Genomic DNA, 25,002 nt, shown 5'->3' with positions numbered 1-25,002 from the left:
GTTGTCCTCCTCCCTTGGACGTCAGGCCTCTGCACCGGTGTCCGGCAGCAGCGGCCTGTTGAGCGCCCGCGAATGACCGCGGAATTCTGCGATGACGGTCCCGTCCTCCCGGGTCACCGTCACGTCATAGATGCCGGACCTGCCTGTGCGGGATACCTCGCGGGCGGTGGCCACCAGCCGGTCCCCCAGCGCGCCGGGGGTGATGTAGGTGACCGCGCAGTGCTGTGCCACGGTCATCACGTTGTAGGTGTTGCAGGCAAAGGCAAAGGCGCTGTCGGCCAGCGTGAACAGATAGCCGCCATGGGCATTGCCATGGCCATTGGTCATCCGTTCGGTCAGGGTCATGGTCAGCACCGCCTGTCCGGGCGCGATGCGGGTCAGCACCATTCCCAGCCGCTGCGAGGCGCTGTCGGCGTTCCACATGGCCTGCGCGCAGGCTTCGGCAAGCTGCTGCGGGGTCAGGGTCGCGGTGTCCTTCATCGCTCAGTGCCCCCGAAAGCGCGGCGCGCGTTTTTCCAGAAAGGCGGTGACGCCTTCGGCGTAATCGTCGGACAGGCCCGCCGCGCGCTGGCTGTCGCGTTCGGCCTCCAGCTGCGTGTCGAAATCCTGCGCTCCGGCCTGATGGATCAGCCGCTTGGTCAGCCCCAGACCCAGCGTCGGGCCCGCCGCCAGCTTGGCCGCCAGCGCCTCCGCCTCGGGCAGCAGGGCGTCGTCGGGCAGGGCTTTCCAGATCAGGCCCCAGTCGGCGGCGGTCTCTGCGCTCAGCGGCTCTGCGGTCATCGCCAGCGCCTTGGCCCGCGCCTCGCCCAGAAGCCGGGTCAGATGCCAGCTGCCGCCCGCGTCGGGCACCAGCCCGATCTTGGCGAAAGACTGGATGAAGCGCGCGGACTGCGCGGCCAGAACTATGTCGCAGGCCAGCGCCAGATTGGCGCCAGCCCCCGCCGCCACGCCGTTGACCGCGCAGATTACCGGCTTGTCCAGCGCCCGGATCAGCCGCAGCGTCGGGATGTAGAAGGTGCCGATGGTCTGGCCCAGATCGGGCTTCGGCCCGCCCTGCCGCGGATCGCGGTCGCCCAGATCCTGCCCGGCGCAGAAGCCGCGCCCGGCCCCCGTCAGCAGCACGGCGCGAATCGCCGGGTCGTCATGGGCGCGCTGGATCTGCGCGCGCAGCGCCAGATGCAGGTCTTCATTCAGGGAATTCAGCTTTTCCGGCCGGTTCAGCACCAGCTTGAGCACGCCGGAGCCAAGCTCCGCCAGGACGGTATCGGATGATGTCATGTGGTCCTCCCGGCCCGCCTCCAACGGGCTCTACAAGATAAATGTTGCATAAACCGTCCGGTCGGTCAATGATATGACTCGAGCTTTGGGAGGAGCCAAGCCGGACAGGTCGGACCGCCAGCGCGCGTTGTGGACAGCCCTTTGGGGCTGGGCCCACCCGTGCGGATGCGGAGCGCGGATCGCGGCCTGACCCGCCTGCTTGGGGATGTCTTTTCGGGAGGAGATACCATGAGATCCAGAACCACCACGGCGCTTGCCACGCTGGCCGCACTGGCCACGCTGACCGGCGCGGCACAGGCCGAAATCCGGCTTGGCGCCAGCGTGTCCGCCACCGGCCCCGCCGCCTTTCTGGGCGATCCGGAAGCCAAGACCATCGAGATGATGGTGGAGCAGATCAACGCCTCTGGCGGCATCAATGGCGAGGAAATCGCGCTGACGCTTTATGACGATGGCGGCGATCCGAACAAGGCGCGCACCTTTGCCACCCGTCTGGTGGAAGATGACGAGGTCGTGGCGATCATCGGCGGATCGACCACCGGCACCACCATGTCGATCCTGTCGGTGGCCGAGGCCGAGGGCATTCCCTTCATCTCGCTGGCGGGCGCCATTTCCATCATCGACCCGGTGCGCGAATATGTGTTCAAGACCCCGCATACCGACCGCATGGCCTGCGAAAAGATCTTCGCCGACATGGCGGCGCAGGACATCACCCGGATCGGCATGATCTCTGGCACCGACGGCTTTGGCGCCTCGATGCAGGCGCAGTGCAAGGAAGTCGCGGGCGCGCAGGGGATCGAGATTCTGGCGGACGAGACCTATGGTCCGCAGGATGCCGACATGACCCCGCAGCTGACCCGCATCCGCAACACCGAAGGCGTGCAGGCGGTGCTCAACCCCGGTTTCGGGCAGGGGCCCGCCATCGTCACCCGCAACGTGGCGCAGCTGGGTTTCGATATTCCGCTCTATCAGAGCCATGGCGTCGCCTCTGACGCCTTCATCGAACTGGCCGGGGCCGAGGCCGCCGAAGGCGTCCGCCTTCCCGGCACCGCGCTGCTGATCGCCGATCTTCTGGCCGAGGATGACCCGCAGTATCAGGTGGTGACCGACTATACCGCCGCCTATCGCGAGGCTTATGGCACCGCGACCTCGACCTTTGGCGGCTATGCGCATGACGCGGTGGCGCTGATCGTCGATGCGGTGACCCGCGCGGGCAGCACCGATCCCGACGACATCCGCGACGCGCTGGAAACGACCGAGGGGCTGGTGGGCACCACCGGCACCTACACCTTCTCGGCAGAGGATCACCTCGGGCTCGATCTCAGCGCCTTCCGCATGCTGGAGATCCGGGATGGCGGCTGGTCTGCCGTCGACTGATCGCCTCTGCAGGGCCGGGGGAGTGTTCCCCCGGTCCCCCCGTTTCCCCTGATCAAAGCCCGGGAGCCGCCATGGACGCCCTGCTGCAATTCGTCTTTTCCGGCCTGACCGTGGGCGCAGTCTATGCGCTGGTGGCCCTGGGATTTACCATCATCTACAACGCCTCGGACGTGGTGAATTTCGCACAGGGCGAATTCGTCATGCTGGGCGGCATGATCACCGTCTTCACCTTTGAAGCGGGGCTGCCGCTGCCCCTCGCGGCGCTGGCGGCGATCCTTTTGACCGCAGCGCTGGGCGTGGCGCTGAACAAGCTTGCCATCGAACCCGCGCGCGGCGCGCCGGTGGTGTCGCTCATCATCATCACCATCGGGGCCTCGATCCTGATCCGGGGCGCGTCGCAGCTGATCTTCGACAAGCAGCTGCACCGCTTTCCGGCCTTTTCCGGCGATGATCCGATCCGGGTGCTGGGGGCGACGATCCTGCCGCAAAGCCTGTGGGTCATCGTCGGGGCGGTGGCGGTGTTCGTGGCGCTGTGGCTGTTCTTCACCCGCACGCTGACCGGGCGCGCGGTGCTGGCCACCGCCAACAACCGCACCGCAGCCCAGCTTGTGGGCATCAACACCGCATGGGTCATGACGCTGTCCTTCGGCCTGTCGGCGGCCATCGGCGCGCTGGCGGGGGTGCTGGTCACGCCGATCACGCTGGTCAGCTATGACGTGGGCGTGGCGCTGGCGCTGAAAGGGTTTGCCGCCGCGATGCTGGGCGGCATGGGCAACCCCAAGGGCGCGCTGGTGGGCGGGCTGCTGCTGGGGCTGCTGGAGGCGATGACCGCAGGCTATCTCAGTTCGCAATACAAGGATGCCGTGGCCTTTCTGGTGATCCTTGGCGTGCTGTTCGTGATGCCGCAGGGGATCTTCGGCCATAAATCGACGGAGCGCGTGTGATGACCCGCCGCATGAAATGGATTCAACTGGGCGTGCTGGCGGCGCTGATCGTGCTGCTGCCGCTGCTGTTCCCCTCGGGCTATTACTACCGGGTCGGCGCGCTGATCTTCGTCAATGCGCTGTCGGTGGTGGGGCTGGTCATCCTGATCGGCTATGCCGGGCAGATCAGCCTTGGCCATGCGGGCTTTGCCGGGATCGGCGCCTATGCCTGCGCGCTGGCGCCCGAACATCTGGGCCTGCATCCGGGGCTGGCGGTGCTGCTGGGGGCGGGGATTTCCGGCGTGATGGCGCTGCTGATCGGGCGGCCCATCCTGCGGCTCAAGGGCTATTACCTTGCCGTGGCGACGCTGGGCTTCGGCATCCTCGTCTCTATGGTGCTGACCAATGAACGCGCGCTGACCGGGGGGCCGGATGGCATGGTGGTGGCCGATCCGGGCCTGCGCGACCTGCTGCGCGATCTGGGCCTGCGCCTGTCGGGGGGCGAGCTGTGGTATGGCGTCTCGGGTCTGGTGCTGCTGGTGGGGGCGTGGATCGCGCTGAACCTGCTGGACAGCCCCACGGGGCGGGCCATGCGCGCGCTGCACGGATCCGAGGTGGCGGCGGCCACGGTGGGCATTGACGTCGCGGCGCAGAAGCTGCGCGCCTTCGTGATCTCGGCGGTCTATGCCTCGGTCGCGGGGTCGCTGCTGGCGCTGCAGAACCAGTATGTCACGCCGGATGTCGCAGGCTTCCTGCATTCGGTGGAAATGGTGACCATGGCGGTGCTGGGCGGCGTGGGGTCGGTGCTGGGGGCCACGCTGGGCGCGGCCATCCTGACGCTGCTGCCGCAGGTGCTGACGGTCTTTGCGGAATATGAACAGCTTGTGCTGGGCGCGGTGATGATCGGCGTGATGATCTTTCTGCCGCAGGGGCTGCTGCCCTCCATCGCGCGGCGGCTGAGGGGGACCAGCGAATGAGCCTTCTGGAAGTATCGGGCCTTGGCATCAGCTTCGGCGGGCTCAGGGCGGTGGAGGATGTCAGCTTTTCGGTCAGCCCCGGAGAGATCGTGTCGGTCATCGGGCCGAACGGCGCGGGCAAGACGACGCTGTTCAACATGATCTCGGGGATCTACCGGCCCGGGCGCGGATCGGTGCGCCTGAACGGGCACGACGTGACCGCCACGGCGCCGCATCTGCTGGCGCGCATGGGCCTGTCGCGCACCTTTCAGAACCTGCAGATCTTTCAGGAGATGACCGTGCTCGACAACGTGCTGGCGGGGTATCACCTGACCGAACGCGGGCCGGTCTGGGCCGATCTGCTGGCGCTGCCCTCGATGCGGCGGCGCGCGGCAGAGGTGCGGCGCGGCGCGCGGGATCTGCTGGCGCGGGTGCGGCTCGACAAGGCCGCCGAACAGGAGGCGGGCAGCCTGTCCTATGGCGCGCTCAAACGGCTGGAGATTGCCCGCGCGCTGGCGCTGGGGCCAAAAATCCTGCTGCTGGACGAACCCGCCGCAGGCTGCAACGCCGTCGAGACCGAAGAGATCGACCATCTGATCGCGGAACTGGCGGCCTCGGGCATCGCCATCCTGCTGGTGGAACATGACATGAAGCTGGTGATGCGCATTTCCAGCCATATCGTGGTGCTGGACCATGGCCAGAAGATCGCCGAGGGCGATCCTGCCACCGTGTCGCGCAATCCCGCCGTGATCGCCGCCTATCTTGGCACCGACGCCCCGACGGAGGATCCCGCCCATGCTGACGGTTGAAGGCCTGCGGTCGCGTTATGGCCGCATCGAGGTGCTGCACGGTCTGGATCTGGAGGTGCGCTCGGGCGAGATCGTGACCGTGGTGGGGGCCAATGGCGCGGGCAAGACCACGCTGCTGCGCTGTCTGTCGGGCACGCAGCCCGCAAGCGAGGGCAGCATCGTCTTTCGCGGCGAAAATCTGGCCCGCGTGCCCGCCCACCGGCGGCTTGCCCGGGGGCTGGCGCAGTCCCCCGAGGGGCGGCAGATCTTCACCAACCTGTCGGTGGAGGAAAACCTGCGGCTTGGCGCCTTTCTGTACAGCGACGAGCGGGTGGACCGCGACATGGCCGATGCCTTTGCCATGTTCCCCATCCTCAAGGAAAAGCGCAACCTTGCCGCCGGGGGCCTGTCGGGCGGGCAGCAGCAGATGCTGGCCATCGCCCGCGCGCTGATGGGCCGCCCGCACTGCCTGCTGCTGGACGAGCCCTCCATGGGGCTGGCGCCGCTGCTGGTGGCGCAGATTTTCGAGGTGGTGCAGTCGCTGCGCGCGCGCGACGTGACCGTGCTGCTGGTGGAGCAGAACGCCTTTGGCGCGCTGAAGATTGCCGACCGCGGCTATGTGATGGAAACCGGGCAGATCACCATGACCGGCCCTGCTTCGGATCTGATTGCCGATCCGCGCATCCGTGAAGCCTATCTGGGAGTATGACATGACCCTGCTGACCTGCCGCATCGACGAAGGCATCGCCTGCGTGACGCTGGACAACCCGCCGGTCAACGCGCTGTCCGCCGCCCTGCGCCGCGCGCTGTGGGACATGGCCGAAACGCTGGACGCCGATCCGGACGTGCGTGCGGTGGTGCTGACCTGCGCGGGCCGCACCTTCATCGCCGGGGCGGATGTGCGGGAATTCGGCCAGCCTCCGGTGGAGCCGCATCTGCCCGATGTGGTGGCACGTCTGGAAGGCGCGGCGAAGCCTTGGGTGGCGGCGATCCACGGCGCGGCGCTGGGCGGCGGGCTGGAGGTGGCGATGGGCTGCCGGTTCCGCGTGGCCGCCCCGACGGCGCGCGTGGGCCTGCCGGAAGTGACGCTTGGCATCGTGCCCGGTGCGTCGGGCACCGTGCGCACGCCACGGCTGGTGGGCATGGCGGCGGCGGTGGATCTGGTGACCAGCGGCAGGCACTGGCCCGCCGCCAAAGCGCTGGAGGCCGGGCTGCTTGACGCGGTGCTGGAGGGGGATCTGACCGAGGCGGCCATGGGCTTTGCCCGCCGCGCGCTGGAGGAGGATCTGCCCGATCCCGTCTCCGCCCGCCCGCTGTCGCCCATGCCCGAGGAGTTCTGGACCGAAGCCCGCAAGACTGCGGCGCGGGCCGGACATGCCGCGCCGCTCGCCGCGCTGGACTGTCTGCGCTGTGCGTCCGAGGCGCCCTTTGCCGAGGCCATGGCCAAGGAGCGCGAGACCTTTCTGGCCCTGCGCCCCAGCCCCGAGGCGCAGGCGCTGCGCCATGTGTTCTTTGCCGAACGCGCCGCGCCGCGCCCTGCCGCGCTGAAGGATGTCGCCCCGCGCGCCCTGCAGCGCGTGGGCGTGATCGGCGGCGGCACGATGGGCGCGGGCATCGCCGCCGCCTGCCGCGAGGCGGGGCTGGAAGTGGTGCTGATCGAACGCGACGACGCGGCCTTGGCGCGCGGGCTGGCGGCGGTCGAGGCGATCTTTGACGGGGCCATGGCGCGGGGCAAGCTGTCGCAGGCCGAACGTGCCGCGCGCAGCGACGGGCTGAGCGGCAGCACCGGGTATGACAGGCTGGCAGAGGCCGATCTGGTGATCGAGGCGGTGTTCGAGGATGCCGCCGTAAAACGCGCGGTCTTTGCCGAACTGGGCCGCCATTGCCGCGCCGATGCGGTGCTGGCCACCAACACCTCCTATCTTGATCCGCGCGGCCTGACCGAAGGCGTGCCGCATCCCGAGCGCATCCTTGGCCTGCATTTCTTCAGCCCCGCCCATGTGATGAAGCTGCTGGAAATCGTGCCGCTGCCCGACACCGCGCCAGAGGTGCTGGCCACCGGCTTTGCGCTGGCGCGGGCCTTGGGCAAGATGCCGGTGCAGGCGGGGGTCTGCGAAGGCTTCATCGGCAACCGCATCCTGAAACGCACCCGCGCCGAGGCGGAGCAGCTGGTGCGGCGCGGCGTGCCGCTGGCGCAGGTGGATGCGGCCATGCGCGCCTATGGCTTCCGCATGGGCCCGTTCGAGGCGCAGGATCTGGGCGGGCTCGACATCGCCTTTCTGCAGCGCGAAGGCGCCCGGGCAGAAGGGCAGGACGTGCCCGAGACTTTGGGCGATCTGCTGGTGCGGGCCGGGCGCAAGGGTCAGAAGACCGGCGGCGGCTGGTATGACTATGCCGAAGGCGAGCGCCGCCCGCAGGTTTCGCCCACGGTGGAGGCGCTGCTTGCGCCGCATGTCGCCGCTGCCGATCCGCTGCCCCCCGAGGCGATTGCCGCAGCGCTGGTGGGCGCCATGGCCGCCGAAGGGCAGGCGCTGCTGGCGGAGGGCATCGCGCAGGCGCCCGCCGACATCGATCTGGTGAAGATCCATGGCTACGGCTTTCCGCGCTGGAAGGGCGGGCCGATGTTCGCCGCCGCTCTGGAGATGCCGTCTATCTGAAACTTGCTTTCAGCAACGAAAGCAGAGTTGACGCAAAGGTGATATACCATATACCGTTCTCCCGGAGTGGAGGATTTTATGACCGCAGATTTGCAGACCCCGCGCGAGGCGGCACCGAAACTGTCTGACCACGCGCGCGACGTGATCCGGGACCGGATCATCGAAGGTGATCTGCCCATGGGCGCCGTGCTGCGGGAATCCGAACTGGCGGCCCTGCTGGGCATGTCGAAAATCCCGGTGCGCGAGGCGCTGGTGCAGCTGGAATGCGAAGGCATGATCCAGATGTCGCCCAACCGCAGCCACAAGGTGTTCGACATGACCTCGGATGACATCCGGGATCTGGGCGAACTGCGCGAGATGCTGGAATCCGAGGCACTGCGGCTAGCCATGCAGCGCGACCCCGAGGCGCTCGCCGCCGCGCTCCGCGCCGTGGTCGACCAGATGCGCGAGGCCTTGGCGGCGCAGGACGGGCGCAGCTACAAGCTGCTGGACAACGCCTTTCACCACGCGATCTTTGCGCAATGCGGCAATGTCTATCTGGAAAAGACGCATCACATGCTGTCCTTCCGGATTCAGGCGCTGCGCAACCGGCTGAGCCGGGACATGGCGCTGAACGACCGCTCGCTGGGCGAACATGCGGCGCTGACCGATCTGGTTGCGGCCATGGATCTGGAGGCGGCGCTGGATCTGATGCGCAGCCATATCCGCGACACCACGCAGAACTATCTGGCGCAGGCGCTGTCCGCCGTGCCTGCGGCACAGCGCCCGCCCGCCCGGGTGATGCTGGCCGAGATGGAGCGGTTCGCCGATGCCGCCATGCTGGCCGCAGGCTGCGACGACGCGACCCGCGCCGCCGTGATCCGCGCGCTGAGCCATGCCTCCATCCACGGGGTCGATACCCACGGCTACCGGCTGCTGCCGCATTACCTTGAAGGCTTTGTCGGGGGCCGTCTGGTGGCGCGCCCCTCGGTGACATGGGAGCAGGGCGCCCCCGGGGCGGCGGTGCTGGATGGCGGCGACGGCCACGGGGCGCGGGCCACCTATGCGGCGGTGGATCTGGCGGTCGAGATGGCGCGCAGCAGCGGCACCGGCGCCGTCGCGATCCGCGCCAGTTCGCATTTCGGCGCGGCGGGCGCCTATGCCAAGGCGGTGGCAGAGGCGGGGATGCTGGGCTTCTGCTTCTGCAATTCCGACAGTTTCGTGCGCCTGCAGGGCGGGGCCGAGAAATTCCACGGCACCAATCCCATCGCCATGGCGGGGCCTGCGGGCGAGGGGCAGGATCCGTGGCTGTTCGACATGGCGACCAGCGCCATTCCGTTCAACAAGGTGCAGCTCAGCCGCGCGCTGGGGATCCCGCTGCCGCCCGACACTGCGTCGAACGGGCAGGGGGTCAACACCACCGACCCCGACGAGGCCGCGATGCTGGCGCCGCTGGGGGGCGAGTTTGGCTACAAGGGCGCAGGGCTGGCGGGGATTTCCGAAATCCTCAGCACCGCGCTGTCGGGTGCGCCGCTCAGCTTCGAGCTGCCGCCGATGATTTCCGAGGACATGGCGACACCCCGGGGGCTGGGCGCCTTCGTGCTGGCGCTTGACCCGGCGGCCTTTGCCGGGCTTGATATCTTTACCGGAACGCTCAGGCGCTACCGGGACGCCATTCGCGGCTCTGCCACCACCGCAGGAGGAACGGTGATGGCAGCAGGGGATCGCGAATGGTCCGAAGGCAGGCGGCGCCGGATGTCCGGTCTGCTGCTTGACCAGACGGCGGTGGAGGCGCTGACGCGCTTCGCCGGGGAGAAGGGGATCGCACCGCTGGAGGTGCTGACCCGCTAGACCACAGGTTACATCAGGGAGGAGAACAGATGAACCGGATTACAAAGGCCGCCGCACTGGCCACCACGGCGGGGCTGGCGCTTGGCGCAGCGCTGCCCGCATCCGCACAGCAGGCCGAGCGCGTGCTGAAATGGGCGCATGTCTACGAGGCCAACGAACCCTATCATACCTGCGCCGTCGCCGCGAATGACGCGCTGATGGCCGCCACCGACAACCGGCTGGGCGTCGAGGTCTTCCCGGCGTCCTCGCTGGGCAAGGAAACCGACATCAACGAAGGCCTGAGCCTTGGCACGGTGGACATCATCTATACCGGCCAGCTGTTTGCGGGCCGGGCTTACGGCCCCATCGCCATCGGCGGCGCGCCCTTCATGTTCCGCGACTACGCGCATTGGGATGCCTACCGCAATTCCGACCTGTTTGGCGAACTGTCGCTGGGCTATAACGAGGCCACGGGCAACCACATCACCTCCATGACCTATTACGGCGAACGCCACGTGACGGCCAACAAGCCGATCGTGACCCCCGCCGACATGGAAGGGCTGAAGATCCGCGTGCCCAATGCCACGCTTTACATGATGTTCCCCGAAGCCACCGGCGCCAACCCCACCCCCATCGCCTTTGCCGAGGTCTATCTTGCGCTGCAGCAGGGCACGGTGGATGCGCAGGAAAACCCGCTGCCCACCATTCAGGCCAAGAAGTTCTATGAGGTGCAGTCCGACATCTCGCTGACCGGGCACATCACCGACGCGCTGCTGACCATCGTGGGCGGCCCGGTATGGGACAGCCTTGGCGAGGAAGATCACGCGGCGCTGGAGCAGGTTCTGGACGAGGCGGCAGTCTGCGCCACCGACCAGATCATCAAGGCCGAAGAAGACCTCAAGGCGTGGTTCGCCGACGAGGGCGTGACCGTCAACGAAGTGGATCGCGGCCCGTTCATCGAAGCGGTGCAGGCGGTGCATAACGGCGACATGGCAAGCTGGGATCAGGAAACCTACGACCGGCTGCAGGCCATCGAGTAACGCTCCGGCCTGACCCAAGATCCGCACAAGCGCAGTGGCGGGGGCCTTCGGGCCTCTGCCCTGCGGCCTGTGCCTGCGCTTCCGCCTCTGCCACGAAAGGCTTTCCTCATGACTGACGACACAGATCCGCGCCGGTCCGGCCCGCCGCCGGGGGATCACAGCCTGCAGATTTCCGATCTCGACAGTCAGGAGATCGACCTGTCGGATCTGCGCTGGCAGGACGGGCTGGTGCTGGCGATCTTCTGGATCCTCGCGCTGGTGGTGTTTTTGCAGTTCTTCACCCGCTACGTGCTGAATGACAGCCTTGGCTGGACCGAGGAGATTGCCCGCTACCTGCTGATCGGCGTGACCTTTGCCGGGTCGGTGATGGCGGCGCGCAAGAACTGCCATATCGCGGTGGAATTCCTGTATCGCTGGGTGCCGCGTCCGCTGCGCCGGGTGATGCAGACGGTGATCGACCTGATCACCACCGGCTTTTTTGCCGCCCTTGCCGGGCTGTCGGTGCAGCTGGCCGGACGGACCGGGCAGATGATGGTGTCCATCGATGTGCCGAAGTCCTGGGTCTACTGGTTCGTTGCCGCCTGTTTCGCCGCGATGGCGGTGCATGCCGCGATCAACATGTGGCGCCACCTGTCAAGCGGTACCAGCCGCCTGATCGATCCCGAGCTTCATGCGGACGATGTCCGCGCCATCGACTGAGGACGTCATGACCATTACCCTTCTTTTTGTGGCGCTGCTGGTCCTCATCCTGATCGGGGTGCCGGTGGCCATCGCGCTGGCGGGCGCCTCGGCGCTGTTCATCCTGTCGGGCACGGTGCCGCCCATGGTGGTGGCGCATCGCATGGTCAACGGCGTGGACAGCTTTCCGCTGCTGGCGGTGCCGTTCTTCATCCTCGCCGGCAACCTGATGAACACGGCGGGCATCACCGAACGCATCTTCAACTTCGCGCTGGCGCTGGTGGGCTGGATGCGCGGCGGGCTGGGTCACGTGAATGTGGGCGCCAGCGTGATCTTCGCGGGCATGTCGGGGGCGGCGGTGGCCGATGCCGGCGGCCTTGGCGCCATCGAGATCAAGGCGATGCGCGATGCCAAATATGACACGGATTTTGCCGTGGGCATCACCGCCGCCTCCTCGACCATCGGGCCGATCATTCCGCCCTCGCTGCCCATGGTGATCTATGGCGTGGTGGCGGGGGCCTCCATCGGGCAGCTCTTTGCCGCAGGCTTCGTGCCCGGGCTGGTGATGGCGGTGGCGCTGATGCTGATGGTGGCATGGACCGCCCGGCGCCGCGGCTATCCGCGAGATCAGGCCTTTGTCTGGAAGATCCTGTTTTCCAGCTTCCGCCGCGCCTTCCTGTCGCTGATGACGCCGGTCATCATCGTGGGCGGCATCCTGAGCGGCGCCTTCACCCCGACCGAGGCCGCCGTTGCCGCCTGCGCCTATGCGATGTTCCTTGGCGCCGTGGTCTATCGCACGCTGACGCTGCGCCGCTTCGTGCGGGTGAGCTTCGACACCATCGAGACCACCGCCGTGGTGCTGCTGGTGGTGGGGGCCGCGTCGATCTTCGCGTGGATCCTGACCTCGAACCGGGTGCCGGAAATGGCGGCGGCGCTGCTGCTGGGGGCCTCGGACAATCCGTGGGTGATCCTGCTGCTCATCAACATCATCCTGCTGATCGTGGGCTGTTTCATGGAGACGGTGGCGGCGATCACCATTCTGGTGCCGGTGCTGCTGCCGGTGGCGGTGGCAATCGGGGTGGATCCGGTGCATTTCGGGGTCATCGTGGTGCTGAACCTGATGCTGGGGCTGCTGACGCCGCCGGTGGGCATGGTGCTTTACGTGCTGTCGAGGGTGGCCAACATCCCCTTCGAGCGCGCCATGACCGGTACCGCGCCGTTCCTGATCCCGCTGGTGCTGGTGCTGATCCTCATCACCTATGTGCCGCAGATCACCATGTGGCTGCCGACGCTGATCTACCGCTGAGCCGGCGGCAGGGCGGGAGGGGGCTCTGCCCCCTCTGCGGCTTTGCCGCATTCACCCCCGGAGTTCAGGGGCAAGATGAAGGCCAGCCTGTGGTCGCGGCAGGGCCCGGGGCTTGCGGGCGGCGGGGGAGGCGCGGGTGGTGCCGGGCTGCCGGGTCCGCCCGGCCGGGCCGGACCGCTGCGGGGACGCGCAGGGGGGCCGCAACCGTTCGTGATGTCTTTCCCCCGCGGCAGGATCATGGCATGGACGGTGGTATGAAAATCTGACCACTTCTTGGAGGAAGAGCATGAAACTTGCACGTTATGGCGAGAGAGGCGCGGAAAAGCCCGCGCTGGTGGATGGCGACGGCAAGCTGCGCGATCTGAGCGGCCATGTGGCCGACATCGCAGGCGATGTGCTGACCGATCTTGAGACGCTGAAAGCCATCGATCCCGCCTCGCTGCCGCTGGTCGAGGGCAGCCCGCGTCTGGGCGCCTGTGTGGGGGGCACGCGCAAGTTCATCTGCATCGGCCTGAACTACGCCGATCACGCTGCGGAATCGGGCATGGACGTGCCGCCGGAGCCGGTGATCTTCGCCAAGTTCACCTCTGCCATCTGCGGGCCGAACGACCCGATCATCATCCCGCGCAAATCCGTCAAGACCGACTGGGAGGTCGAGCTGGGCTTTGTCATCGGCAAGACCGCCAAATACGTCAAGGAAGAGGATGCGATGGATCACGTCGCGGGCTTCTGCCTGATCAACGACGTGTCCGAGCGCGAGTTTCAGGCCGAGCGCGCGGGCCAGTGGGTGAAGGGCAAGTCTTCGGACAATTTCGGCCCGACCGGCCCGTGGCTGGTGACCCCGGACGAGGTGGGCGATTTCGACAGCCTTGGCATGTGGCTGGACGTGAACGGCAAGCGCATGCAGGACGGCTCGACCGCCACCATGGTCTATCGCGTGCCGTTCCTCGTGTCCTACCTGTCGCAGTTCTTTACGCTGGAGCCGGGCGACATCATCTCCACCGGCACGCCTCCGGGCGTGGGTCTGGGCATGAAGCCGCCGGTTTACCTCAAGGCGGGGGATGTGGTCGAGCTTGGCATCGAAAAGCTGGGCAGCCAGCGGCAGGACTGCATCGACGACGCCTGAGCGGACGGGCTGACCAAAAGAGAACGGCGCGGGAGAGCTTCCCGCGCCGTTCTTATGTCTGCGCCCGCCGCTGTCCTGTTATCTGAGACGCTGCGGGTAGATGAAGCCGTCGATGGGGTAGACGCTGCCAAAGGCGGTGGGCTGGCTCTGCACCCGGACGGCGGACCAGTCGTTGCGGTCCGACACGTCGATCACCGCCATGCGCAGCGAGACCTGATTGCGGTGCCAGTTGGCGTGGTCGACGCGCACCTCGCGCGGCGAGACCACCTCGGAGACCACGGCGACATGGCCCATCGGCATGGATCCGGTGGAGCCGAAGGCCATCACCGCGCCCACGGCGGGCTGGCGTCCGCGCGCATAGAGATCCTTGGCGTTGGACCACCATGTTTCGGCATTGCCGCGGATGTCGATGCCGCTGAGATTGCGCGCGAAGGGCACGCACCAGACGCGCTGGCCCTTGGCCTGCAGCGTTTCCGCCTCGCGCAGCGCCAGCGTCTGACGGTCGAGGTCAATCCCCATCTGGGAGGACAGCGGAAGCTGCTCCGACGGGGTCTTGGCGCAGGCGGCGGCCAGAAGAAGCAAAGCGCACAGGTATGGAAGGCGGCGGATAGCCGTCCCGGAGCGGTTCACGCTCATGCGTCCCTCGATCAGTTGTTTCTGCCCGGCCGCTCGTTCGTGGCGACCTTGGTCAGGTTCCCTTAACGAAGGTTAAAATCAAGACTTGGTTAACGGGCAGGGGGGTCCGGTGGCAGGATCTTGCCGATGGGGGCCCGCCAAAGCCGCGTCACAGCAGCGTTGCGGGATCGACCGCCACCAGCCCCAGCGCGCGGGCGGTTTCCAGCGACAGCTGCGCGCTGTCGAGGCCGCGTTCGGTCTGATAGGCGCGCAGCGCGCGGCGGGTGGCGGCATCCATCTGCCCGGTGATGGGGCCGCCGTGATAGCGGCGGGCCTGCAGCGCGCGCTGGACCGAGGCGATGAATTCCGCCGTCATCTCCGCCGGGCAGGGCGCCTGAAAGCGCATCTCGCCGCGCGGGCGCACCACGCGCGGCACCGGCGCGCGGCGATAGATCGGCGGGCGGATCACCGTGCCGTCCTCGGCAATCTCGGCCTGCACCACCTGCACCTCGCCCATCACCTGCTCGTAGATGGCGGGCACATGTTCGCGCGCCCAGCAGGTGCCGTCGGGATCGGTTTCGGGCGGCAGCGGCGGCGCGTCGGGCGGGGTGGGGGCGCAGGCGGCCAGCAGGCCGAGCAGGCTCAGGCGGAGGAGGACCGCAGGCGGGCGAAGGGGGATCATCTGCTCTGGCCTTGTTCTGCTATGCGGGCGCGGGCGGAGCCTAGCAAGCCGCAGCGGGGGGGAAAAGCGGCTTTGCGCCCGGGACTTGCGCAAAGAGGGCGGGTGGAGCGGATTTGGCGGATCTGGGCTCTGGCCCATCGCGCGGCGGGGCGATAAAACCGGGGCAACCCACGAAGGAGGCAAGGCCCATGGCAAAGATCACCTATATCGAGTTTGGCGGAACCGAGCATGTCGTCGAGGTGGCGAACGGGCTGACCGTGATGGAAGGCGCGCGCGACAACAACATTCCCGGCATCGAGGCCGATTGTGGTGGCGCCTGCGCCTGTTCCACCTGCCATGTCTATGTGCATCCCGACTGGGTGGAGAAGCTGCCCGCCAAGGATGACATGGAAGAGGACATGCTGGATTTCGCCTTCCAGCCCGATCCGGCCCGCTCGCGGCTGACCTGCCAGCTGAAGGTCAGCGACGCGCTGGACGGTCTGGTGGTGCAGATGCCGGAAAAGCAGATCTGAGATCCGCGTGCCGGGGCGCCGCGTCTGCCTTGCGCGCGTGGCCGCCCCGCACCCGCGGCGCGCGGAGGGGGCGTCGCCTGTGGTGGCGCGGCCCTAGCCCTGCGGCACCAGCTTGCCGGGGTTGAGCAGGCCTTTGGGATCAAGCGCGCGCTTGATCTCTCCCATCACGTCCCAGCCCTCGCCATGTTCGGCGCGCATATAGGCAAGCTTGCCCAGACCCACGCCATGTTCGCCGGTCGAGGTGCCGCCGAGCGCCAGCGCCCGTTCGGCCATGCGGTGCGACAGCGCCTTGGCCGCCTCCAGATCCGCGGGGCTGTCGGGGTCGATGAGCAGGATGGCGTGGAAATTGCCGTCGCCGACATGGCCGAGGATCGGCCCGGGAATCGGGCTGGCGGCGATGTCGGCCTGAGTTTCCTCGACGGCGCGGGCCAGTTCCGAGATCGGCACGCAGATGTCGGTGACCAGCGCCCGCGCCCCGGGGCGCGAGGCGAGGATGGCGTAATAGCCGTTATGCCGCATCGCCCAGAGCGCGCGGCGTTCTTCTTCGCGGGCGGACCAGCGGAAGGGCGAGCCGCCGTGATCCTCGACGATCTCGGCAAAGCGGGCCGCATCCTGCGCCACGCTGTCGGGCGAGCCGTGGAATTCCACCAGCAGATGCGGCGCCTCGGCCATCTCCACCCCGGCATAGCTGCTGAAGGCGCGGGCGGTGGCGGCATCGACAAATTCGATCCGCGCCATGGGAATGCCCATCTGGATGGTGTCCATCACCGCCGTCACCGCCGCCTGCATGTCGGGAAAGGCGCAGATGCCCGCGCTGGTGGCTTCGGGGATGCCATGCAGGCGCAGGGTCAGTTCGGTGACCAGCCCCAGCGTGCCTTCGGATCCGACCAGAAGCCCGGTCAGGTCATAGCCGGCGGAGGATTTGCGCGCCCGCGTGCCGGTGCGGATCACCCGCCCGTCGGCCAGCACCACCTGCAGCCCCAGCACGTTGTCGCGCATGGTGCCGTAGCGCACCGCCGTGGTGCCGGAGGCGCGGGTCATCGCCATCCCGCCCAGCGTGGCATTGGCGCCGGGATCGACCGGGAACATCAGCCCGGTCGCGCGCAGCTCCTGATTGAGCGCCTCGCGCGTCACGCCGGGCTGCAGGGTGACATCCATATCTGCGGGCCGGATCTGCAGCACCCGGTTCATGCGGGTGAAATCCACCACAACGCCGCCCCGGACCGCGAGCCCGTGCCCTTCCAGAGAGCTGCCCGCGCCCCAGCCCACCACCGGGCAGTCATGGGCCGCGCAGACCCGCATGATCTGCGCCACCTCCTCGGTCGTGTCGGGATAGGCCACCGCATCGGGCAGGGTGAGCGGAAAATGCGACTCCGAACGGCCATGCAGCTCCAGTTCGGACTTGGAGCGCGTGAGGCGTTCGCCTAGGAAGTGGGCCAGAGCCTCCAGGGCCGGTGCGGTTGTCATTCGGGGTCCTCCAGACGTGCCGGGCGATCCTATCCAAGCCGCGCGCCCTGCGAAAGCCATGGGACGGGAAATGCTGAGCCAATTTGACCGGCACTGGCGCGAGACCCGCGCCGCCTGCGCAGAGGGCTGGGATCTGCTGCGCCACAAGGGGCCGGGGCAGATCACCTTCTGGATGATCGCGCTGGTGGTGGGCGCCGCCTCGGGCTTTGCCGCGCTGCTGTTCCGGCTGGCCATCGAACGGCTGCAGGCCGCGCTTTACGGCACCGAGGATGTCAGCACGCTGGCCACCTTTGCCTCGGGCCTGCCATGGATCTGGGTGCTGCTGGTGCCCGCGCTGGGGGGCGGCGTGGTGGGGCTGATCCTGCACAAGTTCACCCCCGACGGGCGGGTGCGCAGCGTCGCCGACGTGATCGAGGGGGCGGCACTGCGCGACGGGCGGGTGGAAAAGAAGGCGGGGCTCGCCTCGGCGCTCTGTTCTTGGATCACGCTCTCCACCGGTGGGTCGACCGGGCGCGAGGGGCCGGTGGTGCATATCGCCGCCATGATCTCCAGCTGGGCGTCGAACCTCTTGCGGGTGGACGGCATCACCGGGCGCGACCTTCTGGGCTGTGCCGTGGCTGCCGCCGTCTCTTCCAGCTTCAACGCGCCGATTGCGGGCGCGCTGTTCGGGCTGGAGGTGGTGCTGCGCCATTTCGCCCTGCATGCCTTTGCGCCCATCGTCGTGGCCTCGGCGGCGGGCACGGTCATCAACCGGCTGGCCTTTGGCGATGTCACGGAATTTGTGCTGCCCGGCCAGACCACGGTGGAATTCTATCTGGAGCTTCCGGCGTTTTTCCTGATGGGGCTGGTCTGCGGGCTGGTGGCGGTGCTGATGATGCGGGCCATCTTCTGGTCTGACGATCTGGGCACCACCATCCAGCGCCGCCTGTCGCTGCCGCACTGGCTGCGGCCTGCGGTCACCGGGCTGATGCTGGGGGCCATCGCCATCCTGTTTCCGCATATCATCGGCGTGGGCTACGAGACGACCTCGCGCGCGCTGACCGGCACGCTGGGGCTGGGCGAGGCGATGCTTTTTGCCGTGGTCAAGGTGGCGGCGGTGTCGGTGACCATGGCCGGACGCATGGGGGGCGGGGTGTTTTCCCCCTCGCTGATGGTGGGGGCGCTGACCGGGCTCGCCTTCGGCCATGTGGCAACGGCCATCGTGCCCGATCACAGTTCGGCCTTCACGCTTTATGCGCTGGCGGGCATGGGGGCGGTGGCGGCGGCGGTGCTGGGCGCGCCCATCTCCACCACGCTGATCGTGTTCGAACTGACCGGCGACTGGCAGACCGGGCTCGCGGTGATGATCTCGGTGTCGATGTCCACCGCCGTGGCGTCGCGGCTGGTGCATCGCAGCTTCTTCCTGACGCAGCTGGAACGGCGCAACGTGCATCTGGCGGCGGGGCCACAGGCCTATCTGCTGGCGATGTTCCGGGTTCAGGGCGTGATGCGCCCGGTGACCGCCGAGGGCGCCGCCGACGAGGAAGCCTGCCTGCGCATGATGGATCAGGGGCTGTATCTCAACGCGCAGTCCACGCTGGAAACCGCGCTGCCGCTGTTCGAGAAATCCGGCGTGGCCTATCTGCCGGTCATCACCCGGACCGAGCCCGACGGCACCCCGGTGCTGCAGGGCGCGCTGTTCCATGTCGACGCGCTCAAGGCTTATAACCGGGCGCTGGCCGCTACGGCGGAAGAAGAACACAGCTAGACCGCCGCGCCGCCGCGACGGTCCCGCTTTGGCCGTGGCTCAGGCGAGTTCGGTCTCGACCTCGATATTGCCATGGGTCGCGTTGGAATACGGGCAGATGAAATGGCCGCGTTCCACGATCTTTTCCGCCACGTCGCGCTCCAGCCCGGGCAGGGCGACCACCAGCTTGACCTTCAGGCCAAAGCCGCCCTCGCTGCGCGGGCCGATGCCCACATGCGCGGTGACGGTGGCATCCTCAGGCACGGTGCCCAGCTTTTCGGAGCTTGCTGCAAAGCGCATCGCGCCCAGATAGCAGGCGGCATAGCCAAGCGCGAACAGCTCTTCGGGGTTGTGACCCGCGCCCGATCCGCCCAGCTCCTTCGGGCTCGCCATGGTGACGGTCAGCATGCCGGAGGCAAGCTTCGCCACGCCGTTGCGGCCGCCGCCGGTGGCCTGCGCTTCGGTCCAGTATTTTGCATCAATGGTCATGGGGGTAATTCCTTCGCTAACGATTGGATCGTGCGCGATTGATAGCGTGGCCCGGGACTGCCGTCAATCGCTTGCGAAAGGATCGCGCACGATATAACTTGCCGCGATGACCCTAGCCCCCGCCGACATGATCTGCTTCGCGCTGTATTCCGCCACCCATGCGATGCAGCAGGCCTACCGCCCGCATCTGGACCGGCTGGGCCTGACCTATCCGCAATATCTGGTGCTGAGCGCGCTCTGGACCGCCGACACCCCGCCGCGCATGGGCGATGTCGCGCGCCAGCTGCAGCTGGAATCGAACACGCTGACGCCGCTGCTGAAACGGCTCGAGGCGGCAGGTCTGCTGATCCGCCGCCGCGATCCGGAGGACGAGCGGCAGGTGCGGCTGGACCTGACCGAAGCAGGCCAGCAGATGCGCGCCCGCGCCGCCCATGTGCCGGGCTGCATCGCGGATGAGGCGGGCCTGCCGCTGGACGATCTGCTGCGCCTGCGCGACGAGATCACCACGCTGCGCGACCAGTTGCGCAAGGCCTGAAGGCGTCGCGCAGCCGGGCGTCAGGCCAGCAGCCCGCACCCGCCTGCGGAGTTCAGGCCGAACCGGTCAGACCTGTTCGACCGCCACGCCATCCTGCACGTCAAAGGCCAGATAGCCGCCGATCTCTGCCGCGTCGGGTTTCGGCTGCGTATAGCAGAACACCGCATTCTCATAGGTGCGGCTTTTCGAGGCGATGTGGTAATGCTCCGCCTCGCCAAGCGCTGCGCTGGAGCTGCGATAGGGGCTGGGCTCCAGAAAGGCCATGGCCACATCCTCGCGCGGGAAGAAGATGACAAAGGGCTTGTCGCCCTCGGTCAGTTCCAGCGCCCGGCTGCTTTCGCCCAGAACGGCCCCGCCCGCGCGGATCACCCAAGTGCCGCCCGCCGGACGGACTGCGATATGTTTCAGCATCCTGTCTCTCCCATCAACCCGCTCATGGTATAGCGACGTCCCTGCGACAGTCCCGTGTCAAAGCGGCGCACAGGCCGCCCCGAGCCAGTCCCGTGCCGCGCCTTCCACCAGCGGTGCGATACGTTCCAGAACCTCGGCGTGATAGGCGTTCAGCCAGTCGCGCTCCGCGCTGGTCAGCAGCCCCGTCTCCACCAGATGCCGGTCGATGGGCACATAGGTCAGCGTCTCGAAACGCAGCATGCGCGCAACAGTCTGGCCGGGCAGGGGGGGCGCGGGCTCCACCGCGATGAGGTTCTCGATGCGGATACCATAAGCGCCCTCGCGATAGAAGCCCGGCTCGTTGGACAGGATCATCCCCGGCTCCAGCGGCACGGTGCCGCTGCGGGCGATGCGCTGCGGCCCCTCATGCACCGACAGATAGGCGCCGACGCCATGCCCGGTGCCATGCCCATAATCCAGCCCCGCCTCCCAGAGCGAGACCCGCGCCAGCGCGTCGATGTCGCGCCCGGCCAGCCCCTCGGGCCAGCGCAGCCGCGACAGCGCGATCATGCCCTTCAGCACGCGGGTGAAGGCCAGACGCTCCTCGTCTCCGGCAGGACCGATGGCCAGCGTGCGGGTGATGTCGGTGGTGCCGTCCTGATACTGCCCGCCGCTGTCCACCAGCAGCAGATCGCCCGCCTGCACCACGCGGTCGGTCTCCTCGGTCACGCGGTAATGCACGATGGCGCCATTGGGACCGCTGCCCGCGATGGTCTCAAACGAGATGTCGCGCAGGGCATTGGTGGCGCGGCGCTCGGCCTCCAGCGCGCGCACCACGTCGATCTCCGAAAAGCTGCCGGGGGTCTGCGCGTCGAGCCATGTCAGGAAGCGCACCATGGCCGCCCCGTCGCGCAGATGGGCGGCGCGGGTTCCGGCAAGCTCGGCCCCGGTCTTGCGCGCCTTGGGCAGAAGACAGGGATCGGGCGCCTCCACCAGCGCGCGGCCTGCCAGCGCCTCGGCCACCGCCACGGGGCAGGTGGCGGGGTCGATCTGCACCAGGCCTTCCAGCGCGCGCAGGGCGGGCAGAAAGGCGTCAGGCTCGGCCAGCGTGACCTGCGGCCCCAGATGCGCGCCCAGATCCGCCAGCTTCTCCGCCGCCATGAACAGCGTCACTCCTCCTTCGGCCTGCAGCAGCGCAAAGCCATGCGGCACCGGATTGCGCGGAATGTCGGATCCCCGGATGTTCAGCAGCCATGCCAGACTGTCGGGCAGGGTGAGGACACAGGCACGGGCGCGGGTGAGCCCCGCCGCCAGCTGCGCGATCTTGTCGCCATGGGACTGCCCCGCCAGATCTTCGGGCTGGGCAAAGACCCGGCCCGCGGGCGGGGGCGGCTGGTCGGTCCAGATCCGGTCCACCAGATTGGCAACCGGCACAAGCTCCACCGCGCCCAGATCGGCGCGCAGCCGCGTGGCCTGCTCGACCGAAAGCAGCCATGGATCAAACCCGACCCGACCGCCCTGCGGCAGCCGCGCCGCGATCCAGACGCCCAAGCTGGTTTCCGGCCAGTCCACCGGGGTAAACTCGGCGGCCACCTGCGCCTTGACCTGCACCCGGTAGCGGCCATCGACAAACACCCCGGCACTGTCGCGCAGCGCCACGCAAAAGCCCGCCGATCCGGTAAAGCCGGTCAGCCATGCCAGCCGGTCGTCATGCGGCGCCACATATTCGCCCTGATGCGCATCGGCGCGCGGCACCAGAAACCCGTCCAGACCCTCCGCCGCAAGCTCGGCACGCAGGGCGGCCAGACGGGGCGGCCCCTGCTCCGGGCGGGCGGCGGTCTCGAAGCTCTGGAACATGGCGGTCTCTCCTCTGGAGGGCTGGTCAGGGGCTCTGCCCCTCTTGGCGCGTGCCGCGCCAATTCACCCCGGGATATTTTAAGCCAATGGAAACCTCTGGACGTGCTTGTGTTTCCATTGGCTGCAAATATCCCGGGGAGCCCGAGGGGCTGGCCCCTCGGCCCCGGCATCTCAGCTTATGCGGCGCATGCCCATGACCCGTGCCCGGGCGCGCGGGTCCGAATCGAACAGGGCGGCGAGCTGTTCGGTCATCGCCCCGGCGAGCTGTTCCACGTCGGTGATGGTCACGGCGCGGTTGTAGTAGCGGGTCACGTCATGGCCGATGCCGATGGCCAGCAGTTCCACCTGCCGGCGCCGTTCCACCATGGCGATGACATCGCGCAGGTGCTTTTCAAGGTAGTTGGCGGGGTTCACCGACAGGGTGCTGTCATCCACCGGCGCGCCATCGGAGATCACCATCAGGATCTTGCGCGCTTCGGGGCGCCCGACCATACGCCGGTGCGCCCATTCCAGCGCCTCGCCGTCGATGTTTTCCTTCAGCAGGCCCTCTTTCATCATCAGGCCCAGATTGTCGCGCACCCGGCGCCACGGCGCGTCGGCGCGTTTGTAGATGATGTGACGCAGGTCATTCAGCCGCCCGGGCTGCTGTTCGCGCCCCTCGGCCAGCCATTTTTCACGGGCAAGCCCGCCCTTCCACGCGCGGGTGGTGAAGCCAAGGATCTCCACCTTGACCGAGCAGCGTTCCAGCGTGCGCGCCAGAACATCGGCACAGATCGCCGCGATGGAGATGGGGCGCCCGCGCATGGATCCGGAATTGTCCAGCAGCAGCGTTACCACCGTGTCGCGGAATTCCGTATCCTTCTCGACCTTGAAGCTGAGCGGGGTGGTCGGGTTCGCGACCACGCGTGCCAGACGTCCGGCATCAAGGATGCCTTCCTCCAGATCGAATTCCCAGCTGCGGTTCTGCTGCGCCTGCAGGCGGCGCTGCAGCTTGTTGGCCAGCCGCGACACCGCCCCTTTCAGCGGATCAAGCTGCTGGTCCAGATAGGCGCGCAGGCGTTCCAGTTCGGCGGGATCGGCCAGATCCTCGGCGGGGATTTCCTCGTCATGGCTGCCGTCATAGACCTTGTAGAGCGGATCGGCCTCGGAGGCGGCGGGGGGCGGCGGCGGTTCCAGCGGCGCCTCGCCGTCCGGCATCTCGGCCTCTTCGCCCATCTCCTGATCGGCAAGCTCGTCCATGGAGACCTGCGCCTGACTCTGGTCCTGCGTGTCGTCCTGCGACTGTTCTGGCGAGGCTTCCGCCTCGTCCTGATCCTGCTGGTCGTCGCCGTTGGAATCGGGCTGTTCGTCCTCGTCGGATCCGGGTTCGGCTTCGTCCTGCTGGTCGTCATCCAGCTGGTCCGGGTCATCGCCCAGCTGGTCGCCATAGCCCAGATCGGTGATGATCTGCCGCGCGAAACGGGCAAAGGCGGTCTGGTCGGCCAGCTTGTCCTGCAGGCTTTCCAGCGTGCCGCCCGCCTGATCCTCGATGAAGCCGCGCCACAGTTCCATGACATGGCGCGCATCCTTGGGCAGGTCGCGCCCGGTGGCCAGATGGCGGATCATGTAGCCCGCCGCCACCGGCAGCGGCGCCTCCGAGGCCTGGGTGATCTGCCCATAGCCGCGCCGCGCCGCCTCGTGGCCGATCTTGGCGTCGATATTGCCGGCGGTGCCGGGCATGTCGCGCGCCCCCATGGCTTCGCAGCGCGCGGTTTCCATCGCCTCGTAAAGATCGCGGGCGATGGCGCCGGGGGGCGCGTAGCGGGTATGGGTCGCGGGATCGTGATAGCGCCGGTACAGCGCCAGCGCGTCGGCGGTGCCGCGGGCCAGCAGCACCTCGTCGCGGGTCAGACGGCGCGACACCTGCGGCAGGCGCATGATGTCGCCCGACACCCCGGAGGGGTCGACGGAATAGTTGACCGTAAGCTCGGGATCGTCGGCCATGACCTTGGTGGCGTCGGCCAGCGCCTTCTTGAACGGATCTGCGGGGTTGTCGGTGTCGCGTGCCATGGCACAGGTTTCGCGCCGCCGCGCGGGATTGGCAAGAGGGAAGCGCACAGCGACTGTGCGGGGACCGGATCTTTGCCTGTGGACCGTGCCGCGCCATGTTGTGCGGGGACACCCCCCTTTGCCAAGGAGACTTTCATGACCCGCAAGCCCCGCATCGCCGTCATCACCGGCAGCACCCGTGACGCCCGCTGGAACCACGTGCCCGCCGACTGGATCACCGCGCGCCTGCAGGCCGATGGCCGGATGGAGGCCGAGCTTCTGGACCTGCGCGATTTCGACCTGCCCTTCTTTGACGAGGCGGCCTCCAACCTCTGGGCGCCCTCGCAGGATCCGCGTGCCGTGCGCTGGCAGGAAACGCTGGCGGAGTTTGACGGCTATATTTTTGTGGTCGCGGAATACAACCACTCCATCACCGGTGTGCTGAAGAACGCGCTGGATCAGGCCTACAAGGAATGGAACCGCAAGCCCGCAGGCGCCGTGGGCTATGGCGGCGTGGGGGCTGCGCGCGCGATCGAGCATCTGCGCGGCATCGCGGTGGAGCTGCAGATGGTGCCGCTGCGCAACGCCGTACATATCGCTGCAGGCACCTTCATGGAGGTCCATCCGCTGGGCGGGCAGGAAAAACCGCTGGCGGAGGTCGAGAACGCCATCGGCGGATCTGCCGATGCGATGATCGAAGAACTGCTGTGGTGGGCCGAGGCTACCATGGCTGCCCGCGCCAAAAGCGCCTGAGGGGGCAGGGGGG

General features: G+C 67.8%; 24 protein-coding genes. 15 read left to right on the top strand and 9 right to left on the bottom strand.

The genetic code is table 11. The features are described 5' to 3' along the window. Positions 1–21: 21 nt before the first annotated feature. Together paaI and paaG are read right to left on the bottom strand one after the other, a co-directional pair. Positions 22–462 carry a hydroxyphenylacetyl-CoA thioesterase PaaI gene (gene paaI, locus VK682_RS20870; protein WP_089850377.1) on the bottom strand — a complete coding sequence of 147 codons (441 nt, stop codon included), beginning with the start codon at positions 460–462 and terminating at the stop codon, positions 22–24. A 21-nt stretch (positions 463–483) separates the two neighbouring features. Then, positions 484–1,278 (bottom strand): 2-(1,2-epoxy-1,2-dihydrophenyl)acetyl-CoA isomerase PaaG, encoded by a 795-nt coding sequence (paaG, locus tag VK682_RS20865; protein ID WP_230797711.1) that lies wholly within the window; start codon positions 1,276–1,278, stop codon positions 484–486. 228 nt (positions 1,279–1,506) lie between these two features. Between paaG and VK682_RS20860 the strand changes: the two genes are divergently transcribed. The 11 genes from VK682_RS20860 (at position 1,507) to VK682_RS20810 (ending at position 13,935) form a co-directional block, all read left to right on the top strand. Then, complete coding sequence (locus VK682_RS20860; protein ID WP_230797712.1) at positions 1,507–2,652, top strand: ABC transporter substrate-binding protein; 1,146 nt, start codon at positions 1,507–1,509, stop codon at positions 2,650–2,652. A 71-nt stretch (positions 2,653–2,723) separates the two neighbouring features. Further along, positions 2,724–3,596: a branched-chain amino acid ABC transporter permease gene (locus tag VK682_RS20855; protein WP_089850250.1), complete on the top strand. Its 873-nt coding sequence runs from the start codon at positions 2,724–2,726 to the stop codon at positions 3,594–3,596. Next, positions 3,596–4,552 (top strand): branched-chain amino acid ABC transporter permease, encoded by a 957-nt coding sequence (locus tag VK682_RS20850; RefSeq protein WP_089850253.1) that lies wholly within the window; start codon positions 3,596–3,598, stop codon positions 4,550–4,552. Before VK682_RS20855 ends, VK682_RS20850 begins: the two co-directional genes overlap by 1 nt. After that, positions 4,549–5,340: an ABC transporter ATP-binding protein gene (locus tag VK682_RS20845; RefSeq protein ID WP_230797713.1), complete on the top strand. Its 792-nt coding sequence runs from the start codon at positions 4,549–4,551 to the stop codon at positions 5,338–5,340. Before VK682_RS20850 ends, VK682_RS20845 begins: the two co-directional genes overlap by 4 nt. After that, the gene (locus VK682_RS20840; protein WP_324782484.1) at positions 5,327–6,028 is read left to right on the top strand and encodes an ABC transporter ATP-binding protein; all 702 of its coding nucleotides are present in this window, start codon (positions 5,327–5,329) and stop codon (positions 6,026–6,028) included. The genes VK682_RS20845 and VK682_RS20840 overlap by 14 nt, the downstream gene beginning before the upstream one ends. A gap of 1 nt (position 6,029) precedes the next feature. Next, on the top strand, positions 6,030–7,976 hold the full coding sequence (locus VK682_RS20835; protein WP_230797715.1) for a 3-hydroxyacyl-CoA dehydrogenase NAD-binding domain-containing protein: 1,947 nt from the start codon (positions 6,030–6,032) through the stop codon (positions 7,974–7,976). Positions 7,977–8,054: 78 nt separating this feature from the next. Next, positions 8,055–9,806, top strand: a complete 1,752-nt coding sequence (locus tag VK682_RS20830) for an Ldh family oxidoreductase (protein WP_230797716.1) — start codon at positions 8,055–8,057, stop codon at positions 9,804–9,806. 29 nt (positions 9,807–9,835) lie between these two features. Further along, entirely contained in the window at positions 9,836–10,825 is a 990-nt protein-coding gene (locus VK682_RS20825; RefSeq protein ID WP_230797717.1) for a sialic acid TRAP transporter substrate-binding protein SiaP, read from the top strand. A 108-nt stretch (positions 10,826–10,933) separates the two neighbouring features. After that, positions 10,934–11,524 carry a TRAP transporter small permease gene (locus VK682_RS20820; RefSeq protein WP_089850265.1) on the top strand — a complete coding sequence of 197 codons (591 nt, stop codon included), beginning with the start codon at positions 10,934–10,936 and terminating at the stop codon, positions 11,522–11,524. 7 nt (positions 11,525–11,531) lie between these two features. Beyond that, a complete protein-coding gene (locus VK682_RS20815) occupies positions 11,532–12,809 on the top strand; it encodes a TRAP transporter large permease (RefSeq protein ID WP_089850266.1) in 1,278 nt (425 codons plus the stop codon). Between the two features lie 286 nt (positions 12,810–13,095). Further along, a complete protein-coding gene (locus VK682_RS20810) occupies positions 13,096–13,935 on the top strand; it encodes a fumarylacetoacetate hydrolase family protein (protein WP_230797718.1) in 840 nt (279 codons plus the stop codon). 78 nt (positions 13,936–14,013) lie between these two features. Here VK682_RS20810 and VK682_RS20805 read toward each other — a convergent pair whose 3' ends face one another. Then, complete coding sequence (locus tag VK682_RS20805; protein WP_089850270.1) at positions 14,014–14,571, bottom strand: CHAP domain-containing protein; 558 nt, start codon at positions 14,569–14,571, stop codon at positions 14,014–14,016. 148 nt (positions 14,572–14,719) lie between these two features. Further along, positions 14,720–15,232, bottom strand: coding sequence for a peptidoglycan-binding domain-containing protein (locus VK682_RS20800; protein WP_230797720.1), 513 nt, complete (start codon positions 15,230–15,232; stop codon positions 14,720–14,722). A 188-nt stretch (positions 15,233–15,420) separates the two neighbouring features. Here VK682_RS20800 and VK682_RS20795 point away from each other — a divergent pair, with 188 nt between their 5' ends. Beyond that, a complete protein-coding gene (locus VK682_RS20795) occupies positions 15,421–15,744 on the top strand; it encodes a 2Fe-2S iron-sulfur cluster-binding protein (RefSeq protein ID WP_089850273.1) in 324 nt (107 codons plus the stop codon). A 93-nt stretch (positions 15,745–15,837) separates the two neighbouring features. Here the strand turns inward: VK682_RS20795 and VK682_RS20790 are convergent, their stop codons facing one another. Beyond that, positions 15,838–17,211 carry an FAD-binding oxidoreductase gene (locus VK682_RS20790; protein ID WP_230797721.1) on the bottom strand — a complete coding sequence of 458 codons (1,374 nt, stop codon included), beginning with the start codon at positions 17,209–17,211 and terminating at the stop codon, positions 15,838–15,840. Positions 17,212–17,281: 70 nt separating this feature from the next. On the opposite strand from VK682_RS20790, the gene VK682_RS20785 reads away from it, so the two are divergent. Next, positions 17,282–18,958: a chloride channel protein gene (locus tag VK682_RS20785; RefSeq protein WP_230797722.1), complete on the top strand. Its 1,677-nt coding sequence runs from the start codon at positions 17,282–17,284 to the stop codon at positions 18,956–18,958. A 39-nt stretch (positions 18,959–18,997) separates the two neighbouring features. Here VK682_RS20785 and VK682_RS20780 read toward each other — a convergent pair whose 3' ends face one another. Beyond that, the gene (locus tag VK682_RS20780; protein ID WP_230797723.1) at positions 18,998–19,426 is read right to left on the bottom strand and encodes an organic hydroperoxide resistance protein; all 429 of its coding nucleotides are present in this window, start codon (positions 19,424–19,426) and stop codon (positions 18,998–19,000) included. A 106-nt stretch (positions 19,427–19,532) separates the two neighbouring features. Here VK682_RS20780 and VK682_RS20775 point away from each other — a divergent pair, with 106 nt between their 5' ends. Continuing rightward, a complete protein-coding gene (locus VK682_RS20775) occupies positions 19,533–19,961 on the top strand; it encodes a MarR family winged helix-turn-helix transcriptional regulator (protein WP_089850281.1) in 429 nt (142 codons plus the stop codon). Between the two features lie 66 nt (positions 19,962–20,027). Here VK682_RS20775 and VK682_RS20770 read toward each other — a convergent pair whose 3' ends face one another. The 3 genes from VK682_RS20770 to cobT form a co-directional block, all read right to left on the bottom strand. Continuing rightward, positions 20,028–20,372: a DUF427 domain-containing protein gene (locus tag VK682_RS20770; RefSeq protein WP_207543668.1), complete on the bottom strand. Its 345-nt coding sequence runs from the start codon at positions 20,370–20,372 to the stop codon at positions 20,028–20,030. Between the two features lie 57 nt (positions 20,373–20,429). Further along, on the bottom strand, positions 20,430–22,208 hold the full coding sequence (locus VK682_RS20765) for an aminopeptidase P family protein (RefSeq protein ID WP_230797724.1): 1,779 nt from the start codon (positions 22,206–22,208) through the stop codon (positions 20,430–20,432). Between the two features lie 171 nt (positions 22,209–22,379). Then, a complete protein-coding gene (cobT, locus tag VK682_RS20760) occupies positions 22,380–24,257 on the bottom strand; it encodes a cobaltochelatase subunit CobT (protein WP_324782481.1) in 1,878 nt (625 codons plus the stop codon). A gap of 135 nt (positions 24,258–24,392) precedes the next feature. On the opposite strand from cobT, the gene VK682_RS20755 reads away from it, so the two are divergent. Next, a complete protein-coding gene (locus VK682_RS20755) occupies positions 24,393–24,989 on the top strand; it encodes an NADPH-dependent FMN reductase (RefSeq protein ID WP_230797725.1) in 597 nt (198 codons plus the stop codon). Positions 24,990–25,002: the final 13 nt, after the last annotated feature.

This window comes from Salipiger marinus (assembly GCF_035481585.1).
GTDB classification, from domain to species: Bacteria; Pseudomonadota; Alphaproteobacteria; order Rhodobacterales; family Rhodobacteraceae; genus Salipiger; species Salipiger marinus.
This window is presented reverse-complemented; position numbering and strand designations above follow the sequence as displayed.